The sequence below is a fragment of the Rhodococcus erythropolis R138 genome (genome assembly GCF_000696675.2).
Classification (GTDB): Bacteria; Actinomycetota; Actinomycetes; order Mycobacteriales; family Mycobacteriaceae; genus Rhodococcus_F; species Rhodococcus_F erythropolis.
Genome location: NZ_CP007256.1, coordinates 51,541 through 75,671, shown reverse-complemented (window position 1 = coordinate 75,671; position 24,131 = coordinate 51,541). Strand labels below are relative to the sequence as shown.

20 protein-coding genes are annotated in these 24,131 nt (G+C 59.2%); 7 read left to right on the top strand and 13 right to left on the bottom strand.

Going from position 1 to position 24,131, the window contains the following annotated elements; translation table 11 throughout:
- Window positions 1–48: 48 nt before the first annotated feature.
- A complete protein-coding gene (locus H351_RS29015) occupies window positions 49–3,405 on the top strand; it encodes a helicase-related protein (RefSeq protein WP_338051105.1) in 3,357 nt (1,118 codons plus the stop codon).
- A gap of 84 nt (window positions 3,406–3,489) precedes the next feature.
- The gene (locus tag H351_RS29010) at window positions 3,490–4,185 is read left to right on the top strand and encodes a TetR/AcrR family transcriptional regulator (protein ID WP_029257064.1); all 696 of its coding nucleotides are present in this window, start codon (window positions 3,490–3,492) and stop codon (window positions 4,183–4,185) included.
- Window positions 4,186–4,580: 395 nt separating this feature from the next.
- Here the strand turns inward: H351_RS29010 and H351_RS29005 are convergent, their stop codons facing one another.
- Window positions 4,581–4,802 carry a hypothetical protein gene (locus H351_RS29005; RefSeq protein ID WP_029257065.1) on the bottom strand — a complete coding sequence of 74 codons (222 nt, stop codon included), beginning with the start codon at window positions 4,800–4,802 and terminating at the stop codon, window positions 4,581–4,583.
- A gap of 452 nt (window positions 4,803–5,254) precedes the next feature.
- The gene (locus H351_RS29000; protein WP_029257066.1) at window positions 5,255–5,893 is read right to left on the bottom strand and encodes a hypothetical protein; all 639 of its coding nucleotides are present in this window, start codon (window positions 5,891–5,893) and stop codon (window positions 5,255–5,257) included.
- Between the two features lie 531 nt (window positions 5,894–6,424).
- On the opposite strand from H351_RS29000, the gene H351_RS28995 reads away from it, so the two are divergent.
- The 3 genes from H351_RS28995 (at window position 6,425) to H351_RS28985 (ending at window position 9,527) form a co-directional block, all read left to right on the top strand.
- A complete protein-coding gene (locus tag H351_RS28995; protein ID WP_029257067.1) occupies window positions 6,425–7,261 on the top strand; it encodes a PASTA domain-containing protein in 837 nt (278 codons plus the stop codon).
- Window positions 7,262–7,433: 172 nt separating this feature from the next.
- Window positions 7,434–8,390, top strand: coding sequence for a recombinase family protein (locus H351_RS28990; RefSeq protein WP_029257068.1), 957 nt, complete (start codon window positions 7,434–7,436; stop codon window positions 8,388–8,390).
- A gap of 33 nt (window positions 8,391–8,423) precedes the next feature.
- Window positions 8,424–9,527: a GIY-YIG nuclease family protein gene (locus tag H351_RS28985; protein ID WP_051636621.1), complete on the top strand. Its 1,104-nt coding sequence runs from the start codon at window positions 8,424–8,426 to the stop codon at window positions 9,525–9,527.
- A gap of 151 nt (window positions 9,528–9,678) precedes the next feature.
- Here H351_RS28985 and H351_RS28980 read toward each other — a convergent pair whose 3' ends face one another.
- Window positions 9,679–10,305, bottom strand: a complete 627-nt coding sequence (locus H351_RS28980; protein ID WP_029257070.1) for a hypothetical protein — start codon at window positions 10,303–10,305, stop codon at window positions 9,679–9,681.
- 233 nt (window positions 10,306–10,538) lie between these two features.
- Here H351_RS28980 and H351_RS28975 point away from each other — a divergent pair, with 233 nt between their 5' ends.
- Window positions 10,539–10,766 (top strand): hypothetical protein, encoded by a 228-nt coding sequence (locus H351_RS28975; protein ID WP_037121473.1) that lies wholly within the window; start codon window positions 10,539–10,541, stop codon window positions 10,764–10,766.
- Window positions 10,767–10,790: 24 nt separating this feature from the next.
- Here the strand turns inward: H351_RS28975 and H351_RS28970 are convergent, their stop codons facing one another.
- From H351_RS28970 to H351_RS28945, 6 genes are all read right to left on the bottom strand, one after another.
- Window positions 10,791–11,723: a hypothetical protein gene (locus H351_RS28970; RefSeq protein ID WP_029257071.1), complete on the bottom strand. Its 933-nt coding sequence runs from the start codon at window positions 11,721–11,723 to the stop codon at window positions 10,791–10,793.
- Window positions 11,724–12,347: 624 nt separating this feature from the next.
- A complete protein-coding gene (locus tag H351_RS28960) occupies window positions 12,348–13,772 on the bottom strand; it encodes an aldehyde dehydrogenase family protein (RefSeq protein WP_029257073.1) in 1,425 nt (474 codons plus the stop codon).
- Between the two features lie 236 nt (window positions 13,773–14,008).
- A complete protein-coding gene (locus H351_RS31640; protein ID WP_081051209.1) occupies window positions 14,009–14,497 on the bottom strand; it encodes a DUF4188 domain-containing protein in 489 nt (162 codons plus the stop codon).
- A gap of 274 nt (window positions 14,498–14,771) precedes the next feature.
- The gene (fabG, locus tag H351_RS28955) at window positions 14,772–15,500 is read right to left on the bottom strand and encodes a 3-oxoacyl-ACP reductase FabG (RefSeq protein ID WP_029257074.1); all 729 of its coding nucleotides are present in this window, start codon (window positions 15,498–15,500) and stop codon (window positions 14,772–14,774) included.
- Window positions 15,501–15,813: 313 nt separating this feature from the next.
- Window positions 15,814–17,334 (bottom strand): AMP-binding protein, encoded by a 1,521-nt coding sequence (locus H351_RS28950; RefSeq protein ID WP_029257075.1) that lies wholly within the window; start codon window positions 17,332–17,334, stop codon window positions 15,814–15,816.
- Window positions 17,335–17,368: 34 nt separating this feature from the next.
- On the bottom strand, window positions 17,369–18,694 hold the full coding sequence (locus H351_RS28945) for a flavin-containing monooxygenase (RefSeq protein WP_244891514.1): 1,326 nt from the start codon (window positions 18,692–18,694) through the stop codon (window positions 17,369–17,371).
- 185 nt (window positions 18,695–18,879) lie between these two features.
- Here H351_RS28945 and H351_RS28940 point away from each other — a divergent pair, with 185 nt between their 5' ends.
- Window positions 18,880–19,494, top strand: coding sequence for a TetR/AcrR family transcriptional regulator (locus tag H351_RS28940; protein ID WP_037121477.1), 615 nt, complete (start codon window positions 18,880–18,882; stop codon window positions 19,492–19,494).
- 14 nt (window positions 19,495–19,508) lie between these two features.
- Here the strand turns inward: H351_RS28940 and H351_RS28935 are convergent, their stop codons facing one another.
- The 4 genes from H351_RS28935 to H351_RS28920 form a co-directional block, all read right to left on the bottom strand.
- Window positions 19,509–20,483, bottom strand: coding sequence for an NAD(P)H-dependent flavin oxidoreductase (locus H351_RS28935; RefSeq protein WP_029257078.1), 975 nt, complete (start codon window positions 20,481–20,483; stop codon window positions 19,509–19,511).
- A gap of 64 nt (window positions 20,484–20,547) precedes the next feature.
- Window positions 20,548–21,351 (bottom strand): enoyl-CoA hydratase-related protein, encoded by an 804-nt coding sequence (locus tag H351_RS28930; RefSeq protein WP_029257079.1) that lies wholly within the window; start codon window positions 21,349–21,351, stop codon window positions 20,548–20,550.
- A 138-nt stretch (window positions 21,352–21,489) separates the two neighbouring features.
- Window positions 21,490–22,320, bottom strand: coding sequence for an SDR family NAD(P)-dependent oxidoreductase (locus H351_RS28925; protein WP_037121513.1), 831 nt, complete (start codon window positions 22,318–22,320; stop codon window positions 21,490–21,492).
- Between the two features lie 182 nt (window positions 22,321–22,502).
- Complete coding sequence (locus H351_RS28920) at window positions 22,503–23,966, bottom strand: APC family permease (protein WP_051636624.1); 1,464 nt, start codon at window positions 23,964–23,966, stop codon at window positions 22,503–22,505.
- Between the last annotated feature and the right edge of the window lie 165 nt (window positions 23,967–24,131).

Genomic DNA, 24,131 nt, shown 5'->3' with positions numbered 1-24,131 from the left:
ACGCAACTTGGCAGCTACAAGTCTGTATTCAGCACCAATCGCGAAGGCATCGAACGAGTCGCGGATGCAATCAACGGGCTCTTAGAAGGTCTTCGCACCAGGCTGATCACACCCCCGAAACTTGCTATTGCAACCGCATACTTTAACCCCGGCGGGTTCAATCTGTTGGCAGAAGAGCTCGAACAGGTCGAAGGGGTGCGGTTACTTCTCGGCGCGGAACCACTCGAGGCAGAAGACCGACCCAAGGTCCGGCCGCTATCTGAACGCCGGCGGAAACGAGGACCGTCTCCTGTGTTGCAACGAGCGTTGGAAGGGCACCTCCGATCATTGGAGGGAGACCGAGACCTCCTAGGATTCACACGCGAGGCCGATACGCAGGCTCGCCGTTTGGTGCGCTGGCTCAGGGACAACCCCAAAGTTCAGGTTCGCCGATACGAGAAGGGCTTTCTCCACGGCAAGGCGTTCATCGTCGACACCGACGCGACCGGAGTAATCGCCGGCTCATCGAACTTCACCTACGCCGGCCTCGCCAAGAACAACGAGCTCAATCTCGGTCAATACGACCCCTACACCGTCAACAAGGTCCTCGACTGGTTCAACGAACAGTGGGATGCCTCGGCGACGTACGATCTGGCCGCACTCTTCGAGGCCCGCTGGTCCCCACACCAACCGTGGGACGTGTTCTTACGGATGCTGTTCGAAAACTACGGCGCAGATCTCGACGAAGATTCGGGAGTGACCTCACGGCTGGGACTGACAGCGTTCCAGGCCGATGGGGTATGGCGTGCCCGTCGCATTCTCGCCCGACGCAAGGGCGTTCTCATCGCCGACGAGGTCGGACTGGGAAAAACCTTCCTCGCCGGAGAATTGATCCACGAAGCAGTATTCGACCGACGACAAAAAGTGCTCATCATCTGCCCGGCGACTCTGCGGGATTCCACATGGATTCCCTTTCTCCGGGAGAAGAACCTACGCGCCGACGTTCTCTCGTTCGAGCAGCTGGTAGCACAAATCGAAGATGCGGGTGCTCGCACTGCGGGACTTCAGTCTCTCGACGAATACGCGATGGTTGTCGTCGACGAGGCACACGCGCTACGCAACGAAAAGACTCACCGCGCCGACGCGTTGCGCCGAGTTCTCGCAGGCCCAGTCCCCAAGGACCTCGTCGAACTGACTGCAACACCGGTCAACAACAGCCTCGAGGACCTTTACAACCTCATTACCTACTTCTCGCCGAACGACGCCGCCTTCGGCGACATCGGCATCCCCTCGCTTCGCGCCTATTTCCAACGAGCGATCGCGATGAATCCCGACGAGCTTTCGCCAGAGCACTTGTTTGATGTTCTCGATGAAGTAGCTGTTCGGCGTACCCGTCGATTCGTCAAGAACCACTACGTCGGCGACCGAGTCGTGATCAACGGGGTTGAGCAAGAAATCACCTTCCCGACATGCCGGGTAGTGAAGGTCGACTACAACCTCAACAAAGTACTCCCCGGTGTATTCGACGATCTTGCAACGGCTCTCGGTGCAGACATCGCCGACGATACGAATGCGGATGCTCTCGCGACCGGAGTGATTCTCGATGATCTAGGCGAAGTCCTCACGATGGCACGCTACGTGCCATCTCGATTCCGCAAGCACGGCGATACCGAGCAATACGAGGCTCAAAACGCTGGTTTGCTGCGTTCGGGTTTGCTCAAGCGATTCGAATCATCGTCGTTTGCCTTCGAGCAAACCGTCGGGAAGATGATCAGTTCCCACGATCGATTCCTCCAAGCACTCGCATCAGGCCTAGTCCTGACCGGCGATGCCTTCCGGGAATGGTCAACTTCCACGAACGAAGATCTCGACGAGTGGTTGGATACTCTCGACGACACCGATGGAGTTTCTTCCTCTTCCGATTACGACATCGAGGCACTCACCGCTGCAGTCACGGCGGATCGAGATCTCCTTACGGCTTTCCAAACGCGCGTCCGTTCGCTGCACCCCGAGATCGACCCGAAAGTCGTTGCACTGGTCGAGGAGTTAGCCACCATCGCCAGTGATGCTTCTGCAGAAGGGATCGGCGAACAAGATACCCGAAATAAGCGCAAGGTCCTGATTTTCACCTATTTCGCCGATACCGCGAGATACTTGGAAAAAGCTCTGCACAACGCCATCACGACCGATGAACGACTTGCTGTCTACAGGGAGCGCAGTGCGACTGTGAGCGGCCCCGACAAGAGCACCCGTTCAGATGTCATCGTCGGATTTGCGCCGATGACTGCAGGAACAGGGGTCGAAGAGGACAAATTCGATCTCATCGTCACCACGGATGTTCTCGCCGAAGGCGTCAACCTGCAGCAAGCTCGGCATATCATTAACTACGACCTTCCGTGGAACCCGATGCGGCTCGTTCAGCGACATGGCCGTATCGACCGTATCGGTTCCCCTCATTCGGAAGTATTCATGCGCTGCTTCTTCCCGGACGAGGACCTGGACAAGCTCCTGCGCTTGGAAGAAAGACTCGAACGCAAGCTCAAACAGGCTGCAGCTTCAGTTGGTGTTGGGAAGGTGTTGCCGGGTGTAGATCCTGTCGAACGGACCATCACGGATACGCGTGAGCGGATCGAACAAATTCGACGCGAAGAGTCCGACCTCTTCAGCGATAGTGGCAAGGCAGGAGTCTCAGGCGAGGAGTTTCGTCGAAAGCTGTCGAATTCCTTCCGGGACATTAACACCAAGAACAGAGTGCTGGCATTGCCGTGGGGATCAGGTACAGGATTCGAGAGAGAAGGCGCTGATCCTGGATTCGTTTTCTGTGCGCGTATCGGTGACCACGCTAAACCCTGGTATCGGTATGTTCCGCTCAACGCGGACCTGACCGTTCAGACCGAGAATGCCGACGAAGTTCCTATTGTCATTGATGACACCCTCTCCTGCCTGGCGCACGCTGAACCACAAAAGGACATGGTCCCAGCGGTTCTCAGCGAGCAGATGTACCAAGCCGCATTCGACGCCTGGGCAGTCGCGCAGAACGATATTTACAGTCAATGGATGATTCAGGTCGACCCGTTGAATCTCTCCCCTCAGGTTCCCCGTGCGATGCGCGATGCCGCAGCTCTCGTTAGAGAACACGGGCTGTTCCTTGGCGACAAGCAAGACCTGCTGGCTATTCGACTTGATGCTCCGTACACCCTGAGAATCCAACGCGAAGTCCGCCATATCGCCAATGCTGCCAACACCACTGAGCGGCAGAAAATCGAATCACTGAGTGAGTTGGCTGATCTGCGAGGACTCACACCGCCGCCACCGCCGCCGGTACTACCGGTTATTGATCCCAGCGACATATACCTAATCTGTTGGACGGCCATCACTCCAAAACAATCAAATGCCGAAGACCAGTTAACTAATATCGATGTATGAAATGGGGTGCCATGGTCTGCAAGATTGCTGTTTACAATTTTCGCCAGTGCTGCCGGGTTCATTCTATATATATGGTAGGTATATATGACAAGCACTCCCCGTGAGCGTGCGCGCACACGCACGCTGCAAGAAATTACCCGTATCGGACGCGAGCAGCTCGCTATCCATGGAGCAGCTGCACTGTCGCTACGTGCGGTTGCCCGTGAGGTGGGCTTCGGATCATCTGCTGTCTACAGATATGTAAAGAATCGCGACGAGCTGCTAACGCTCCTGGTTGTAGACGCATACAATGAGCTCGGCAAGTCGGTCGAAACCAGTGTAGATGAGGTCAAAGCCGATGACTACCGTGCGCAGTTTCACGCTGTCGGACATGCGGTGCGAGACTGGGCGTTGTGTGAACCCGCACGATACGCATTGTTGTTCGGCAGTCCAGTACCTGGGTATGGCGCGCCAGCCGATCAGACTACTAGTCCGGGAACTCGCGTAATCACCGTGCTCGTGGGGATATATGATCGTGCATTCGCCGCAGGCGCCATGAACCCGAGCAATGGACCGCAGTTGACCCCAAGCCTGGCCGCGGATTTCGAACGAATTCGTGCCGATATGAGAATTTCTGCTACGGATTTGGTTATTTCGCGTGGTGTATTCGCCTGGGCGTCTATGTTCGGTGCGATAAATTTTGAGATCTTCGGTCAATACGGTATAGATACATTCACCGAATCTGTAGATCTATTTGACCATAATTTGCAGATCCTTGATAGGGTTCTGGGATTTTTGTGAACCGGTAAATTTCTTAACGGGAATTATTAACTACTCCCTTGTATCCTGAGGCAATTCGTTGCGTAATCTCTAATGCTCTAGTCGGGATGGAAGGCGATGATAGTTTCCCTCGGGTGCCCAATATTTTTTGCGCACTAATCCGTCGGAAAAGATCGGTATTCGACACTTCTGTGAAGCACGTATACCCCCAGCTCGTACTGAGGTTGAGGTGTCGAGAACAATCTATGTCGAATAACCCACAGACCTTGTCTTTTCGACAGAGAAATTTCTTTCAGGCTGCCCACAGACGATGACGAGGGCGAAGAGGATGCAGCCGAGGATAACGGCAATTTCTGACCTCGCTCCGAGAAATTTTCGGACGCACTTTCGTCGGTCGATGCGAGGCGGTGGTGCCGTCATGGTGTGGGGGAGGGCTGGATTACGGCTTCGAGCCTGGTGAGTCGTTCTTCGAGGACGCCGGTGATGGCGAGCAGTCCGAGCACGGTCGGTTCGGTGATGTCGCTGCCCTGTTGCGCGTGTTTGAGCAGCGTCCTGCGCAGGAGCGAACACATGGGGGCGTCGTCGCTGATGGGGAGTTGCTCGAGTTTGGCGGTTAGACGCTCGTCGGGGGAGGCCACGGGTAGCTCCTGCACGTGTGGATCATGCAGGCCGAGTGAAAAGGGCGACTGCCTGCGCGGTGGTATCGGGTGGTGCGTGGTGCGCTGGAACCGAGGCGGAAAGCAGCGCACCACCAGTGTGTGATGTTACTGCGTCATTGCTGGGCGGTCGGTGCGTGGGAGGTAAGTGAAGGCGCACCCATGGGCGCGATGGACTAACTCGGTACCGGTTCACCTGCAGGCGGCGAGGTACTCCTCAGTAGTTCAATGCTCAAGTAGCTGTAACTGTGCGAAGACTGGTAACTGGGGTGGGTGCCACGTAAATTTTCGGGGGCGGCATCACCCGGTCCCCAACGGGTATGGCGAACGCTCCGCCGGTAGCCACCTCTGGTCTATCGGCGGGCGAGCCGCCCGCAGGTTTTGGCGCGAGGACTGTTTTTTCCGCGAGGACTGCGTTTTCGCTGCGCCGGTGGTCAGCGTGGGTTGGGGGTGCGCCACAGGCTCGGGGGGTCGCCGTCTTCGGTGTTGGCGAGCGCCCGGATTCCGTCGGCGTCCTGGGCGAGGATGTCCGCGAATTGCTGTCTGTGGGTGTCGTCGAGTCCGTCGGGCAGGTTCGCACCGTCGGTGATGGATGCCGCGGCGCCGTCGAGGTAGCGGGCGATCCGCAAGAGCAGCGGGCGTGGGGTCGGGACGACGGAGTCGTTCGCATCGGCGGTGATCATGCCGAGAGTCGAGAGCAAGGACAGGCCGGCGACAGCTTCTTTGTCGTCGAGGTTGATGTGCGCGACTTTCAACGCTTCAGCCAGCGCCGCGGTGGTCAGGCCGACGGCAGCGACGGGCATGGAGATGCTGCGCTCGAATTCGATCAGGTCGGCGCCGGGGGCTTCGTCGGAGAGTGACACTGCGAGGGACTGTGCGAACGCGAGGAGGCGTTCGTCGGTGAAGTCTCGCTGTGCGGTCTGGCGGGTGACTCTCATCAGGGTCGCGTATTCGGTGAGTTTGTCGTCGAGGATTGTGCGGGCTTCGGTGTCGGTGATCGTGAGCCCGAGATCGAGCAGAGCGGCCCGGAATTCGGTGGATCGGGTGTGGAGCCAGGTGGGTCTGGGACTCATCGCTGCTCCCGAGAGGTTGAGGCCGTGGTTGTCGAGTTGAGCTTAGATCCGCCGCACATCACGGGAAGGACATGGCGGTCGAAACACGCCGGGTGGTTGCAGGTCAGTGGAATCGTGTGCGCTACATTTCCCTCCGCGCCACCTCTGCTCGAGACCGTGATGGATAGGGTTCGCCGAGATGTCACACGGCTCCAGGTGAGCCGCTCCCGATCGTGTGCCCGGCCCCCCAGAGTTGGGCGCACTCGACCCACCCAGCCGGTACTGACGACCAGCCGGGTGGGTCACCCAAAGGCGTGGGCGTGTTCTCCGCCTACCGAGTAGGTCCAGATAACAGCGTCCGAGCATGCAGTGAGTATCCGAATTCTGGTCACCGCAGCGAGTTTCTCTTCGTTCGAGCGCTCAGACATTGCTGAGTGAAATGGAATATCGAGCGATACAGTGGGCGGGTTTGCCGCATGATGCAATGTCCGAGAAGCCATCATCCTTCGAAAAACAGATCCCGAATCTTCCCGCTGACCAAGACAGGTATAAATGCCGACGAAGCGCACCACCACAGCCCTGATATCCGGACTCGCATTTTCTTTCGCGTTGGTGGCATGTGGGAGTGATCCGGTCGAAGTGCCGAAGGTGGCAGGTATTCGACTCGACGACGCCCACAATGTGCTCAAAGACGCGGGTTTCAAGGAATTCGAGGATATCGACGCGATATCGGACCGTCAGCCCCTGATGGACGCCAACTGGGTGGTGGTCGAACAGGTCCCGCCGGCGGGGGATCGGATGGACCAGAAAGACACCGTCACCTTGAAGATCGCGAAACCGGAAGACGAGGGAATCCGGGAAATTCTTCCTGAGGATTCACCCGTCCTGGCCGAAATACGTGAGCGCGACGCAGACATCGAGCGTAGGAATGCCGAATCCGCGCGCAGAGCTGCGGAGAAGGAACGCAAGGATGCGGAGCAACGCCTGGCAGACGCCAAAATTTATGTCGGCAAGGTCGATCCCGCGACACGACTGGCGAAAGCTGCCATCGACGAAGCCCTGGTTTTCGGAGAAGATGTCGGTGCCGGCCGCGCATCAGTTCTCGACATCGTCGGCTACAAGCAGGCGTTTGCGAGCACGATGGACTCCTACATCGCGATCCTCGAAGGCAGGGACCTGCCGGACCATCTCGAGAACGCGGTGAACGACATCCGCGAATCTGTCGACGGTTTCGGCTACTACCTCGAAACGCTCTACACGGCAGTCGGTTCCACAGCGGAAAGTTCCATTGCCCGCTCCCGGATCGTCTACGCCGATCACAAGTCGTCGTACAACGACGCGATGGCGAAGATATACGAAGGATCGTCGGTGGCTCCTCCGCTGCTGTGAACCGCGGCTGGAGTTGGCGTATCCCCGAAATTCATAATGGTGAGATACTTCAGAGAGCGCTTGTTCCGGTACACCGACGAGTTTCTGAATTCGCGCTCCCACGCCTGATCCCGGCAGATGCTGACGACTCCAAACCTGACGGAAACCCCTAAAGAAGGGTAGTTTTCGACAGATGTTGTTCGGTTACGCCAGAGTGTCGAGCGCAGATCAGAACCCCGCCCACCAGATCGACGCCCTGACGCGTGCTGGGATCGACGCCGCAAACATACACACCGACCACGCGGGCGGTGCGAAAGCCTCACGGCCGCAACTCGATGCGGTGCTGGCCCGGATGCGGGACGGTGACACGTTGGTGATCACTCGGCTGGATCGGTTGGGGCGTTCGGTGTTGCATCTGATCACCCTCGGCGCAGAGTTGCGCGAGCGGGGGATCGGCTTGAAGGTTCTCGAGCAGGGCATCGACACCGCCACAGCGGAAGGGCGAGCGATGTTCGGGATGCTCTCCGTCCTCGCGGAACTCCAACGTGAGTTGATCGTGGCGAACACTCGGGACGGCTTGGCAGCTGCGCGGGCACGTGGCAGAAAGGGCGGCCGTCCGCCGAAGCTCACCGAAGATCAAATCGCACTCGCCCAGCAGCTCTACGACGCGGGGGAGAAGACGGTCGCACAGATCGCGACGATGTTGAATGTTCCCCGCACTACTGTCTACGGACACCTGAACAAGCGCACACCCGTGGCGAGTGCGCCGACTGATCCGGTGAGCACGGTAGCTGCGGTCCCTGTTGCGCCGGCGCGAACGTCGCGGATCTGCCCGTCCTGCGGGTACGAGCCGAGCACAAGAGCCGAAGCAGCCCATCAACGCGGCGACCTGGCCGTGATCTGGCTGCATCCTCATACCGACAATCCGGCCGATCCTGGTTCGGTGATCGCCCGATCGCATTGCCATCAGTGCGAGCCGGGGCCGCCGGCGTTCGACGTCGCATGCACGGTGTGCGGTGACGGCCCAATCCTCGCCGGCGATTTCGCACAGACCGCACGCAGTGGCGCCTTGCCGGATCCGGTGCAGCAGTGGCTCACCGCGAGCGGGTGGACCGTACTGCCTGAGCTGCGATGCCCGGACCACACCTGAAAATTCGTCGGGACCGGTGAGTACTGTTCACTGATGCCGACAGTATGGACAGTGACGGACAACTCCGCTCGCGAGTTTCGCGATTCGCGACTTGCCGCTGACTTCATCACCCTCGAGATCGACGGAGTCAATCCTGATCCAGTGATGCGATGGGCCGAGTTGCGTTCAGTGCTGCGACATCTCGAAGATCACGCGGGCCGCGTTTTCACCACCGCGGAGGCGGCATCGGAGGTACTGTTCGACGACGGAGGCGGCTTTGGTATTTCATCGGTTCTCCGAGCAGGGGTCCTGGACCAACTCCATACCCAGCAGGTCGTCGGCGAGCACGTGTTACCGCCGAGAATGGCGCCGGGAGTCACCGAAAAGCTCGGTGTCTACGTCTACGCCCTGATCGATCCACGAGATCGCTCCATCTTCTACGTCGGCAAAGGATTCGGAGATCGCGTCTACAGTCACGTCTGGTCCGCAATGGGAGCCGCTGACCTCGTCGAAGACGGAATCGAACGCGAAGCCCCCGCAGTGAAATCGGCAAAGAACCAACGCATTCGAGATATCTATCAGTCGGGTAAAACAGTCGAACACGTCGTCCTGCGGCACCGGATCGAGCCCGAAGCGAGCGCCGACAAGAGCGCATACGCCATCGAGCAAACCTTGATCGATGCGCTCCGCCTGATAGAAGTGCCGACGGGTACGGCAGTGTTGGCAAACATCGCGGGCGGTCACACCACCACAGAGTGGGGCGTGATCCCGCTACCGGAACTGATCAGGCGTTACGCCGCGACTGCGGCACCGGAGATCGAACGGCCGTTCGTTGTTCTCATTGTCAACGCGGCACTGAACCCGCAAAACTCCACAGAGCAGGTTTACGAAGAAGGTCGAGGCTGGTGGCACGCCGGCCCGGTTATTCGCAACACAGCGAATGTTCCGATTTTCTTCGTTGCCGCAGACATCGTCCGAGCGGTGTATCGGGCTTCGAGTTGGGAACAGAGCGGGCAGGGCGGAGCGTGGCGGTTCTCCGGCCCGGCGGATTCGGAACTGGAAACCCGCTACGTCGGAACCAGTGTCGCGGAGCTGAAGAAGGCTCGGCGGACCAGGCGATGGCGTCAACATGGTTGGCATCCCTACCCGGTGGAGTGAAAACCCTGCCCGCGCATTCGTCGAGTTCTGCGTGCGGTACAGAGCCCCCTCGGATTGCCGATAACTTAGATTATGTCATTCTATCGATGAAATGCGCTGCCCAACAACGAAATACGTCCACACTGATCGTCAGCATCGTCTGGCAGCGTCGCTACCAGAGAGAAAGCGGACGTCCTGCAGCCTCGGCCACAGCGATGTGCTCTTCGATGCAGTCGACTCCTACGTTTTGTTCGATCCCGGTACGGATCGCGGCGGCGATGGCGCGAGTGCGACCCGCGGGCCCGCGGACGTCGGCGAGTGGACTGGCGATGTTGCGTCGCCGAAGCTCGTATTCGCTGCGGTTGCTGCGATTGGTTCCCAACTGCATATGTGCCGGGTTGGTGCAGCCGGCGAAGTCGCATTGATGGCACAGCACCGCGTCGTCGGTGTTAGACCAGCCCAACCGCGAGATGACGCCGTATTCGAGCTGGTATGCGAACAAATGCGCCGGCACGGTCCCACGCCGCGACGGCCCGGGCAGGCTCGCCGCCCGGAAAGAACCATGCCCGGTCGATGACACCCCGCCGATCCAGGGCCAGCACTGATCCTGGCGGCGTCGGTAGCGTTTGGATTCGAACCGGGAAACGACAGCAAAATCGTCGAGCCAAGAACGCCACAGACGTTCGGGAATGCGTACCAGTTGGGGCTGCCCGATCAACGTCATCTGGAACGCCGGTGGCGCACGAGTGTTGTCGGGCATGCCGGGCAGCGGCGATGGAGCATCGTTGATGAACGCCATCGCCTGCTCCTGACACTCGATCCGGACTGTTACCCGAACCGACTGTAAGAAGGTGCACCGACAGAACCTTGTCCCGCAGTGGCATTCGGTAACAGCTCCAGGGGAGATAACGGCATCCACCAGACCCCATCCAGCTCCGCCCGTAGCGGCGAAAGCTAAGGTCCATCACGGTAGCCATAAAGTTGCTATTCCCGGATCAGGTAGATGGCCGACGAAAACGTGAAAGCGACGACATGACCGCGGGGTTCGCGAATGCGAATCACGGTGATGCCGATGGCAGCGTGGCATGCACGGGTGTGGTGATCGAGGACAAGGTCATCGACCGCAGTTCGGTGGGGCGGGACTGGGCTCCGGTACATCGATGGGTGATCGCATTCGACGACGGACGACTGCTCTTCGCGAACGACGAAGATCTGGCAGCCCGCGGGCGAACACCCGTCCCTTGTGTGCTCAAATTTTGAACGGATTACCGCGCGGCAGGCGTTTCAGCTAGCTGCATGTTCGTGGGTGCTGGCAACCGAGAGGCGACGGTTCTTGAATACGATGAGTCCGCTAGCAAAGACGATCCAGGAAATCAGTACCGACCATCCAGCCCACCGATGTGCGCCACCAAAATAACTGACGTCAGTAATAGCGCTGATGGCCGCCCCTGGTGGCAGCATCTCGGAGAGCAACCGCGCCACATCGGGCAGCAGATTAGCCCCGACCGTCGCGCCACTAGTCGAGTTCCCGACAGTGATCAACAGCAGCGTTGCGATCGGAACACCCATCGCGCCGAAAACAGCACCCAGAGCCATCGTGGCTAGAGCCGTTGCCGCGGAAAGCAATGCCAGCGTGATTGACAGGGATACAACGCTTCCCGGCAGCGCACCGAGGATTGGTCCCGCAAGCAATGACGCCATCAATCCGACTGCCGCTGCGAACACTACGGTCGCGACCAGGCGGTGTCGCGAATGTACGAACGCAGTGGACGTCGGCAGCATCTGCGCCAGGATGAAAGACGCCAGGCTCACCCCGAACGCAACGTAGAAGCCCACAACACCCCGGCTGTCGTATCGAGTCAGCGGGTTGACGTCCGTGGTGATCACCTCCGATCCGCTCGAACGCCCGTACACACCGATCAACTTTTCGAGTGCCCCGACCGTGGAAGGTCCATTCGCCCCGGCGACAGCGAGAAATAGAACAGTCGACGAGGTTCTGTAAAGAACTGCAACCGCGTCACGCCCAGCAATCAAATTGCGCCCTGCCTCGATGTCGGACACAGTCGTCACCGCGACGGCATCGCCCAATGCCGCGGACACCTGCCTCGCCAGATCGTCTCCGATGACTGCCACAGGTATGTTGCGAGGAATGGGATCGCGCTGGAGGCCGACATATATACCGATGAACGCGGCTGCGGTCAGCAAAGCGATAAACATTGGCTGTAGCCACGCTCGCATGGACGGATGTGCAACAGCGGTGGAAGCATGCGAGATGGGCCGGTCAAAGTTCCTAGGCGTCATGTTGGTGCGATCGAATGGGTCACAGCATCTCCCGGGTAAATTGGTGGGTTTTCCAGCTCGAATATGGCTACGAGCAGGTCCTTGTCGGCTTGCGAGAGCAACACGGCGCGCCGCCGAGCAGTGCCCGCGGATCCGGTAGCACCGTGTTGGGTCCTGGCCTTGCCATTGATGTTCATGATGACCACGTCGTGGTGGAGATCTCTGCTCGGTCAATCCCGTCGATCGATGTCTCATCCCCCTCGCCGCTGGTCGCGTTCATCCTGCGGGGCAGAGAGGCGGCGGTTCGGTAATCGCCCCGCGACGCGCTATCGTCCGATCGAAACCAACCTGCTTGGCCACCGCCGCAAACCGCAAGACCATCGCACAGACCTCCGAATCGACCTTTGAGAGCAGCGACGCATCCTTTCCGCCAGACTGGACCGGCTCAAGATCTAGGTTTACTTACCTGGGAATTCGACCGGACGCTACCGGACACCGATCTCACCTGATCTCTCTGCGGTCCTTCGTTTCTTGTTAAAGCCCCGTTGCGCTAAATGCGGTTCAGTACTGAAATGATTTGATCTCCAGGAATTCGGACAATCCTTCGGGTCCGAACTCGCGTCCAATACCTGACTGTTTGTAGCCACCGAATGGCGCATTGGGGTTGAATTCCCCACCGTTGATCATGATCTGTCCGGTCCGAATCTGGTTAGCGATCTCACGAGCGGTCTGTGAGTTGTTGGACCAAACAGACCCTGCGAGACCGTACATGCTATTGTTCGCTATGCGAACGCCCTCATCTATAGAATCGTACGGGACGATGGAGAGAACCGGACCAAATATTTCTTCACGGAAGACTGACATATTCGGAGTGACATCCGAAAGGATAGTCGGCCTCACGTAATAACCGATCGGCAGATCAGCTAAACGATCGCTACCGCCTGCTATCAGCCGCGCGCCATCACGGATACCGTCCTCGATGTATTTACGGACCCGCTGCATCTGTACCTCGGAAACCAGTGGACCGAGATCTGTCGATGGTGCATCAGGGGCGCCCACGGAAAGCTTCGATGCAAGTGCAGACGCAGCTAATTCTACATCGCGAAGATCATCGCGATGTACCAGCAGGCGGGTCAAAGCCAGGCATGTTTGTCCTGAGTTGATGAAGGCCCAATCAATCGCGTGAGGAATTGCAACGCTCAGGTCGGTGCCAGGCAGAATGAGGTTAGCGCTTTTACCTCCCAATTCGAGAGTGACGCGCTTGATGGTCTTCGCCGCAAGTTCCCCTACACGTATTCCCGCCCGGGTCGATCCCGTGAAAGTGACAAGCTCAACATCTGGATGGGAAGCCAATGCTTCGCCGACCACCAGACCTGTTCCACTCACCAAATTGAAGACGCCAGGCGGTACCCCCACCTCATCCATTATCTCTGCCAGTACCCAGGCATTGAGCGGGGATTCCTCACTAGGCTTTACAACAATTGTATTTCCTGCGGCGAGCGCGTATGCGACTTTTCCAGCGATCTGATGCAGCGGGTAGTTCCAAGGCGTGATGGCGCCAACAACTCCGACAGGCTCACGCACAATTATCGAGTTGCCGCGCTCTGCTTCCCATTCAAAAGACTCAGCAACGCTTGCAGCTTCCAAGAAACTGTTGACAGGTAAGCTGACTTGAACGTCTGAGGAGAAACGGACAGGCGAGCCCATTTCAGACGAGATCAGAAGCGCAATTTCGTCCCTCCGCGCCGTTAATTTTTCAGCGACGGCACGCAAATATCCCGCTCTAATCTCGACCGGCGTGCGCCACCACGAGGGAAATGATGACTTGGCGGCATCAACTGCAGCGTTGACATCGTCGACTGTTCCCGCTGGGACTGCGCCGATCGTACTTTCGGTGGCAGGATTGACTACGGGTATTTTGTCGCCGCCGACTGGGTCCACCCACGCGCCCCCGATGTATATCTGGTCGAAATGATGGCCCGTCATGGGTGTCTCCTTATGTAACTTGATAATACTTTTAGTTTTAAAATTGTTGGCCTGTACGACAAAAAGGGTATTCGATAAGATTGTCGACGCGCTTATTGAGATATATATTTTATGTGTAGGCTTGCTGATTTTATAGATAGTGTCACAGGCAGGTTTTACCGAAACTGTAGAATATATGCGCGACGATGCGGCATGTTGATACTGCTCTGGTTTATATTTTCTATTTGTTCTGGACTTCAACTAGAAGAAACACGTCCGTTGGCGAGTCGAGTTTGTGCGCGTGCATTCTGCGCCCCAACTTTTATAAGCTGAGTTGCCTTCGGTAGCCCCATTGTGCGCGTATCGACGAACATGCTCTCCGCTCGCTCCACGACGAATGTCTCATGCCAGACGCCTACCGCGCCGGGCGATTTCTGAGCAGTCCGGTTGAATTTACTCCACGCGGGCCGATGATGTTGCGATGTTGCGGAAGCGTACTCGTACAACTTCTCCACCGACGACCAGTACTGAACCACATATGGGCCATTCCGGTTGAACAGCATTTCGTAACCTAGCAATCCCGAATCTGGATCTGCGCTGAGTTCCTTCACCATCGGTGGCATCGCCAAAAAGGCTGGAAGCCAGAGGTCTGGACGCCACCATCGGTTAGGGGTCATTCCAATATGAAACACTACAAGTGTCTCGCTGTAGCTATGTGTAGTACGCCCGTAGTTGATTTTAGACACAGGCTCTCCTTGAATTTATTTAATTGATGGTCGGTGTTAAAAACCTTGACTTCCGAGGAGATTGTCGAACGTCTCCATTTGTGCGCTTCTGGTTGATGATTGGGGTGCGCCTCAACCTCTGACAGGCGAGGGACTGCTCCTCGTCAATACATGATTCGTGAGACCGTCTCCGCGGCTACCACTGGCTTATTGGATCCGGCGATTTCGAGGGCGTTCGAAACCGTCAGCTCTTTCTTTTCACAACAAGTGGTAAGAGCGTCGGCACGCGTTTTGTTCACATGTAGCGGCCGCCGGTGACTTCGGCGACCGAGCCGGTCATGTACGATGACAGGTCGGATGCGTAGAACAGTGCGACCGACGCGACTTCCTTCGGCTCCCCTGCGCGCCGCATGGGAATCTCGGGTAGCTTTGCATCCCATACCTTTTGAGGCATTGCTTCTGTCATTGCGGTCCGGATCAAACCCGGTTGAATTACGTTGACGCGCACCCCGTGATGTGCGACCTCTTTTGCCGCAGCTTTGGACAATCCGACGATGCCTGCTTTCGCGGCGGAGTAGTTGGTTTGGCCGATGAAGCCGACTTTGCCGGAGATCGAGGACAGGTTGACGATCGATCCCCCACCGTTGTCTCGCATGATGGCAGCGGCCATTCGGGTTCCGTTCCAACATCCACGGAGGTGTACGTCGATGACCTGGTCGAACTGATCGACTGTCATCTTCCGCATCGTCGCATCACGGGTGATACCGGCGTTATTGACCATGACGTCAACCGACTCGAACGCCGACAGTGCTGCGTCGAGCAGGCCTTGTACGTCCGTCGACGAGGTGACGTCGCACCGGACTCCAATGGCGTCGGTCGGCAGAGCTTCGGCGGCCTCCTTCGCTTTGGTCTCGTCGAGGTCGCCGATGACGATGCGGGCACCGTGCTCGGCGAAGGTGGTGGCGATGGCGAGACCGAGACCCTGTGCGGCACCGGTGATGACAGCTGTTCGTCCTTCAAGCATGGAAAATCCTGTCGTCGAGTGGGTTTGAAAATTTGCCACAGGCTTCGTGTGCGGCGAGGTGGGCGCCGACGGCACGTTTACCGGGAAGCGGTCTTGTATCGAGCTGTAGTTCGTAGGTACCAAGGAAAGTTCTATCGACTACTGCCTGGCGATGTGCGTTGTTCTTCGGCTCGAACCAATCCTCCGCCGACAATTAGCCGCTGGATCTCGCTCGTTCATTCAGGTGGGAGGCTGGCGCTCGCTGATCGGAATCGGCGGCGAAGGCCACTGTTCTCGGGTCCGTCGCCAAAGACCGTTCGACCGAGGGATGGAATCAAGCGTTCAACATCTGTTCCCGGATTTGGGTGCGATTGATTTTGCCTGTGGGCATTCGGGGGATGGCGGCTGTGATCCGGTATTCGCGCGGTCTTTTGTAGCCGGCGAGCACGTCGCGCGCGTAGGACTCGACTGCCTGAGCGAGTCGCCCGGGGTCAGCGCTGTCGGCCGGTTGGATCAGTGCCACGACGCGTTGTCCCCATTCGTGGTCGGGCAAGCCGATGACGACGACGTCCTGAACCTCTGGATGGTTTTGCAGCGCCAGTTCGATCTCGGCTGGATATATGTTGACGCCTCCGCTCAATATCAGATCACTTCGGCGGTCGAGGATGAACAGACGGCCGTGTTCGTCGAGTCTGCCGATGTCTCCGAGCACCACTTTGCCGTTCGACCGGGTTTGTTGGGTTTTGGCCCAGTCGCCGATGTAGTCGAATTCTGGACTGCCGGCGACACGGATCAGTCCCTCGCACCCGGGAGGTACCGGGTTGCCCTCGTCGTCGCAAATGTCGATGTCGTATCCGGGGCGGGCGCGGCCGACGGTTCCCGGCGCGTCCAGCCATTCTTCGCTCGTCGTGGTGGTCGTCACCGAGCATTCGGTGGATCCGTAGAACTCCGACAAAACTGATCCCCACCAGTCGATCATTTGTTGTTTCACTGCGATAGAGCAGGGTGCGCCTGCGTGAATCACACGCCGTACTGTGCTCGTATCGAATCGGTGGCGTTGTTCTGGGGGAAGGTTGAGTAGCCGCGAGAACATGGTGGGAACCAAGAACGATTCGGTCATCCCGACGGTTCCGGCGAAGTCGAGGAACTGTGCAGCATCGAAACGCTGTCCTGGCGCGATGACGACGGTGACGCCGCGTGCGAGTGCGCCGATGACCATCCCGTTGGGGGCGGCGTGGTAGAGCGGCGCGATCACCACGTGCACCCCTGGCCCGCGGTCGAGCCGCATCGGCGACCACGCAACGCGGGACTTCGCGCTTTCCTCCTCCGGTGTCGTTCCGGTCAGCGGTCGCCGAATTCCTTTCGGACGGCCCGTCGTACCCGAGCTGTAGAAGATCAGCGAGCCCGCACGCCGGTCTGCTGGATCTCGGTCCGGCCGGTCGGTCCATGTCTGAGTCCAAGCGCGTTCTCCGGCATCGACTGTGACAACTCGGGTCGCGCCGGACACCCCAGCTATGTCTGCGGCGGCGTCGACTCCAGTCAGAAATTCGTTGCTGGTCACCACCAGCGCCGGCTCGGCGTCGCCGAGTATGTAGGCGATCTCGTCGACAGTGAGGTGGTGATTGATCGGCAGGATGTAGCGCGCGGTGCTCAACGCGGCCAATTCGATGGCAAGCAGTTCCCAACGGTTACGCAGCACCACGGCGATGGTCTCTCCCCGCGCGATACCCGTCTCGTCCCAGCCGGCGCAGATCTGCCCGACGATCGACCGCAGTTCCCCGAAGGTGTAGCTGTGAGGCCCGTCCACGAGGGCACAAGTGTCGGGGTCGGTGCGCGCAACGGTGAACCAACTCATGCTCTTGCCTCACAGGGGGTAGCGGGTTCGGTGGTCATTGTGTGATGCCGGCGAGGTCGATCACGCCGAATCGCTCGCGGACGCTGCGCAGCACCTTCTGGTAAGACTGCGTATCGACGTAGTTGGCGTGACGTGGCGAGTCGATGTAATGCTTGCCCCCGCGCAGATCTGGCCGATCGGTGCGCTTCATCTCCGCGAATGCCCGCTTGTCGTCGCCGACGAGTGTGAGATCCATGGCCACCAATTGAGCCATCTCCTCGAATCGCTTGTAGGCAGCGTCGGCGAACTCGATGAAACCGACCACGTACAGCGAGTCGATGGTGCGGCTGAAGACGTTCAAGTAGAGCTGGGGGCGCCCACTCGTCCACTCGAGCAGGTGGTCGTCGATAAACGGGATCTTGTAGTCGTAGCCGGTGGCCAGCAGAATCACGTCGATCTGCTCGCGGGTCCCGTCACGAAACACCACGTCCGAACCGTCGAGCCGTTCGACATCCGCTTTTGCGGTGATGTCGCCATGGTTGAAGTGGTGGATGATCTGATCGTTGACGATGGGATGCGAAGCCATGGCGTCATGGTCAGGGGCGGGAAGTCCGAATCGCGTCACGTCGCCCACGAGAGCGTCGAGCAAGTCGTTCATGTTCTCCGGCAGCGTGATTCCGGCGGGAGCTTTCCTACCGGATTTCGAGAACACGTCCAGAGGCATTCCGAAGATGTGTTTCGGGATGAACCGGTAGCCGCGTCGCACACTCAAGAATGCTTTCTCTGCGCTCACCGCCGCATCGCACGCGATGTCGACACCGGAGTTTCCAGCGCCGATGACGAGCACGTTCTTGTTCGAGAAAATGGAACTGTCGACGTACTCACGGGAATGCAGAATTGTGCCGGTGAATGTTTCTTGCCCGGGAAGGTGAGGAACATTCTCGTGCCACGTGACTCCGGTCGCCACGACGAGCGCTCTGTACCGGCGCCGCTGCCCTCCTACCGTGACGGTCCATGTCCCGTCGTCCGACAGTTCGGTGCGTTCTACTGAAGTGTTGAAGGTGATGTGCTCGTAGAGTTTTTCGTCCGCAGCGAACCGCCGAATGTAGTCTCTGATGTTCTTCCACGACGGATAGTCCGGATAGGACTCCGGCATCGGGGAGCCGTAGAAGCCGCTGCTGTACCTCGAACTGATGAAGTGGGCGGTTCTGTAGATCGGGCTTCCGGGGTTGTCCATGTCCCAGATCCCACCGACATCGGAATGTTTTTCGAAGACGTCGAACGGCACGCCGGCGCTCCGCAATTGTCGTGCCGTGACCAGGCCGGAAGGGCCAGCCCCGATGATGCACACCCGGTCGGTCAAATCGATGTCGTCGCTCACGAGTAATCCTCTGCTAGTTGTCTTTTCACGTAAATGGAGCATTGCCGCCCCTTCTGACTTTGTCAAGTGACTGAGTCAAACTATCGTCTGGATGGTGCACTTCGATCGCGATGTGGGTCATGTGACTTAGACTGAGATGCGAATTGATCATCGCCTCAGTCGGGCGTTCGGAGTTGGGAGGTCACGTGGCACGCGTACCGGTAGAGCAGCGGCGTCGAGATTTGGTCGAGGCTGCGTTTCATGTCATGGCTCGAGACGGTGTTGCGCAGACGACCACTCGGGCGATCTGCGCCGAAGCGGGGGTCCACCAGAGCGTTTTTCATTACTCGTTCAATTCCAAGCAGGAGCTCCTGCAGGAGCTGATTCACATCACCATCGGGACGATGATCGACGCCGCCATCGACGCGAAGAAGGTGACCACCGATGTGGAAGAGTCTTTTCGTAGCGGTATTCGTAGCGCGTGGGAGAAGGCCAAAGCACACCCCGAGCGTCAATTGGTGGGCTACGAATTGACCACTTACGTGCTGCGGCAGCCTGAGCTTGCGATGCTGGCCGAGTGGCAGTACACGCACTACTACTCCCAGACCGAGCGGTCACTGCAAACCATGGAGGAGGTTGCGGGTGTCGAGTGGTATCTGCCGCGTCCGGTGATCGCTCGAATGTTGACCAACGCCATCGATGGAGTCGTGCTCGGGTGGCTGGCGGACCGTAATTCCGAGGCCGCGGAGGCTTCCATCGATGCGTTTGCAGGCTATTTCACTACTCTGGCCACGCCAGCCGCTGCAGTGCTCGGTAAGTGAACTGGCCGGCGACTTCAGCTCATCATGACGGGCAAACGCTTGTCGATGATGTCGCGAGCTTGCGCGACGATCCGCGTGACGAGTTCGGCGACGGTGGGGATGTCGTGGATCAGGCCGACCACCATGCCGCAGGACCACCCACCGGCGTCGACGTCGCCGTCGTGCATGACACGCGGGTACACCCCGGCGACCTCGGCTCGGATGTCGTCGAACGTGATCGCGTCGCCGAGTGTGCGTTCCTTCTCGAGCAACCGCTCCACTGCTGCGTTGTTGAGCACGCGCTCGGTATTGCGCAGGGGCCGCATGATCAATCGTGTGTCTAGCTCGGTGGCGTCGACCAGGGCTTGTTTGACGTTGTCGTGAACCGGTGCTTCTTTCGTTGCGATGAATCGGGTTCCGATGTTGATTCCTTCGGCGCCCAGAGCGAGCGATGCAGCGAGTGAACGCCCGTCGGCTTGTCCGCCAGACGCGATGAAGGGTATGTCCAACTCGTCGGCGGCTCTGGGTAGCAGGATCATGTTGGGGATGTCGTCCTCACCCGGGTGCCCGCCGCATTCGAAGCCGTCGACGCTGACCGCGTCGCAACCGATGGTCTGAGCTTTGAGCGCGTGCCGGACGGTGGTGCATTTGTGGATGACCTTGACTCCGCCGTCCTTCAGTAGCGGCATCCATTTCGAGGGTTCGTTGCCGGCTGTTTCGACGATGCGTACCCCCCCGCCGATGATCGCCTCGATGTAGGCCCCGTAGTCCGGTGGATTCACGGTCGGGAGGAACGTCAGGTTCACCCCGAACGGTTTGTCGGTCATGGCCCGGCACCTGTCGATCTCGGCCGAGAGATCATCGGGTGTCTTTTGGGTGAGTGCGGTGATGAACCCGAGCCCGCCCGCATTGGAGACTGCGGCAGCGAGCTCGGCGAAGCCGACGTGATGCATCCCGCCTTGGATGATGGGATAGTCGATGTCGAACAGTTCGGTGATTCGTGTCCTCATGCGAGTGCCTTTCCAGACTGAATTATGTTGTGCAGAAATTGTTTTGGCGATAAGTAGGGCACCGTCAGTGCGCTGATGTCAATGGAGCGAATTGTGGTGCGCGGCGTTCGAGGAAGCTGGTGACGCCTTCGGTGAAGTCTGCTCCTGCGAACGATGCGGCCATCTCGATCTCGGATCTGCGTACGGCGGTGGTGAAGTCGGTGTCGAGACCGTCGCGTACTTGTGACTTCATCGTGCGCATCGAGGTCGGGGAGCACGATGTCGCGAGAGTGGTTGCGTAACGCACTGCGGTGTCCACGAGTGCGTCTGGGGGTACCACGAAATCCGCCAATCCGATCGCGTGGGCTTCCTGGCCGGTCACAACTCGGGAAGACAGCAGTAGATCCAGTGCGCGACTGGTGCCGATGATTCTCGGTAGGAGCCAGGCGATTCCGTACTCGGCGATGAGTCCGCGTTTGGCGAAAGCGGTCGTCACTTTAGCCTCTGGCGCGATGAAGCGGACATCGCAGTACAGCGCCTGGACGAGCCCGATGCCCGCAGCGGCACCGTTGATCGCCGCGATCAACGGTGTGCCGAGGGAAAGAGGGTATTGGAGGGGAAGTCGCCCTGGTGCGCGCACCGTCCCCGACTCGCTGGCGCCCTTCAGACCGTGAATGTCCGCGCCGGCGCAGAATCCCCTCCCCGCTCCTGTCACCACTATTGCCCGCACCTCCGCGTCGCGCTCACACTCTTCGAGTGCGGCGAAGTATTCCTCCTCGAGATCCGCGGTCCATGCGTTGAGGTGGTCGGGCCGGTTCAGCGTCAACAGCTCGACCGCGCCGAGGCGCTCACGCTGAACGAGTTGTCCGGCGGGTTCGTTGTCAGTCATTCGTCGTTCTTTCTGGCTTCAATGGCCGTCTGTGTTTGGGCCAGGTTGTCGATTCGTGGGACCAATACGGCGGTGCGTGCAGCGCTTCGGCGCGGCACAGTCTCGGTGTTGCCGGGCGGCATGGCACGGCAGGCTCGGTCAGTTCAGTCCGGAGGCCGCGGCGCCGTGAACCGGGAGGACCGCTCCTGAGACGTAGCCGGCAGCGTCGGCCAGCCAGGTGATGGCTTCTGCTACGTCATCGGCTGTGCCCAGACGTCCGAGCGGGATTCCTGCGACGACCGCCTGTGTTGCTTCTTCTACACTGGTGCCAGCAGAATCGGCGATCAGTCCGAGCTCGGCTGCCCCCAAATCGGTGTGGATCATTCCTGGGGCCAGTGCGTTGACTCGGATTCCGTGCTGACCGAGCTCGGCTGCCAGAAGCCTGGTCAGCCCGACCACGGCATGCTTGGTGACGACGTAGGCGCCGTAGCCCGCCTCAGCGGCGATCCCAGCAGTGGAGGCGACGTTGACGATGCTCCCCCCATTTTTCGAAAGGTGGGGAAGAGCGGCGCGGCTCAGGCGGACGGGACCCATGACGTTGACCTGCCATGACAGGTCCCAGCGGGCGTCATCGATGTCGCAGAATGCGCCGACACCTGCGCCAGTTCCTGCATTGTTGACCAAGACGTCCAGTCCACCGAAGGCGTCGATCGTCGCTTCAATGGCCGCGTCGATCTGGTCGGTGTCGGTGACATCGAGCGGATGAATCAGTACCGATCCGCCTGACCGAGTGATCGCGTCGGCCGTTTCCTCGAGATTGCGACGGGCTTCGGCACCGTGCTCGCCGCCGGGAATCATGTCCGTCAGCGTCACGTCATAGCCGGCGCGCGCGAGATGCCGCGCGGCAGCCGCCCCAATTCCGCGGGGGCGGGCCCCTCCCGTCACGAGCGCAACCCGGGATGCAGTGCCTGCTGCGTGGTGTGCCGTCATAGCGGTCTCCTCCATCTGTCGTCGCTCGATCGAACGACGAGACTCATTTTGGTCAGTTGAATTAGTCGACTGACCAACTTAGGATCGACGATACCCGATCATGCGGGCGTTGCACATGCGATGCCAGGTCTGCTCGGTCGCACACGTGCGCTGCCCGCGACCGCCGAGTGTGTTCGGCACTGCTAGCTGTGCGCCGGGACGATATCGGTGTCCTGTGAATCGGCTGTGCCCTCGCCGAAGGTTCCGATGCGCGCATAGGCTGTCGGTCGATTCGACCGGAGCCAAAGGCCCCAGAAGTAACCGATGACTGCTGCACCGAGCAGGCCCCACGGCAGAATGTTGATCCAATTCGATTCTGTGCCCACCAGCGTCTTGAAATTGTTGACGATGAGCACTGAGATGATGGCGAACGCGACGCACCCGACGGCCGATCCGACGATGGCGCCGGTATTGCTCCTCGAATTCCGCCAGAAATAGGCGACGATCGCCGCGGCGGTGAGGCCCTGGAGGAGGATGATTCCCAGGGTGCCGACTCCGGTCATGATCGTCAGCATTTTCAGGTACGGGTCCGCGCCCGAGATCGCGAACCCGAGCGTGACCGTCGTGGTGATGACAGTGACCACCGCGCTTGCGCGCGCCGGGGTGTCGTACTTGGGGTGGGCGACGCCGAACCAGGTGGGGAGCAGTGCCCCTTCGCGTCCGACGGAGAAGATGTATCGGCTTGTCGCGTTGTGGAGGGCGATCATTGCAGCTAGCAGGCTGGTGAGGACCGTGATGTACATGACGGTGGTGAGTGCGCTGAAGGCGTACTGGCCACTGAGCCAAAAAGCCAGGCCGCTGAGTTTTTCACTCGCAGTGTCGGTGACATTCTCCGTGCCGATGCCACCCACCATGATCCATGTGGTGATGGCGTAGAAAGTTCCTATCGACAGGACTGCGGCATAGGTGGCGCGCGGAATAGTCCTTTTCGGGTTTTGTGACTCTTCGGCGTAGATGGCCGCGGATTCGAATCCGAGGAACGTGGTGAATGCGAACATGACCCCCAGCCCGAAGGAGCCCACCGTGAAGAGATCGCCGGGATTCATCGCAGCGAGCGGGAATGCGGCGAGTCCTTTGTCGCTGACTATGGCTACATCGAGGACAACGATGGCCAGAATTTCGATGCCCAGGAGGACAGCCAGGACGTTGCCGGCGACGCTGATCTCGCGCGCTCCCATCACCGCTACCACCGCAAGAGCGATTCCCGCGAAAATCCACCACGGAACATCGTTGCCCGTCAACCGATCTGCCACGGTGCTTCCGAAATTGCCCACGCCGGCCAGAAGCAAGAGGGTCAGCGCTAGATAGGCGCAGATCGCGATAACCGCCGCAGCCATAGCAGCAGGGCGCCCAAGCCCCTTGGCGATGTAGGTGTAGAAACCGCCGGATGCCGAAATTCGTTTGCTCATCGCCGCATAACCCACGGCAAAGCACAACAACAACGCGGCGGTGACGATGAAGATCAGCGGAGTCACCGATCCACTACCGATCGCCATGGAAATCGGGATGATGCCGATGACCGCCCCCATCGGTGCTGCTGCGGCCACCACCATCGTCACGATCTTGAAGGTGGACAAGTTGCCCACCAATCGGTTGTCGGCTGTCATGTGAACTCCCTGAATGAAGGACCGAGTGTGATCTGGGTCATGTGTGAGTAATGTAAGACGCATTGTCGACTTAGTCAATCGACCTATAGCAGTCAGCAAGATCCGATGTCGGCGCGTTGTTGCCGGGCGCAATCCATGAACCACGAACGCGCGCAACACGTTTTC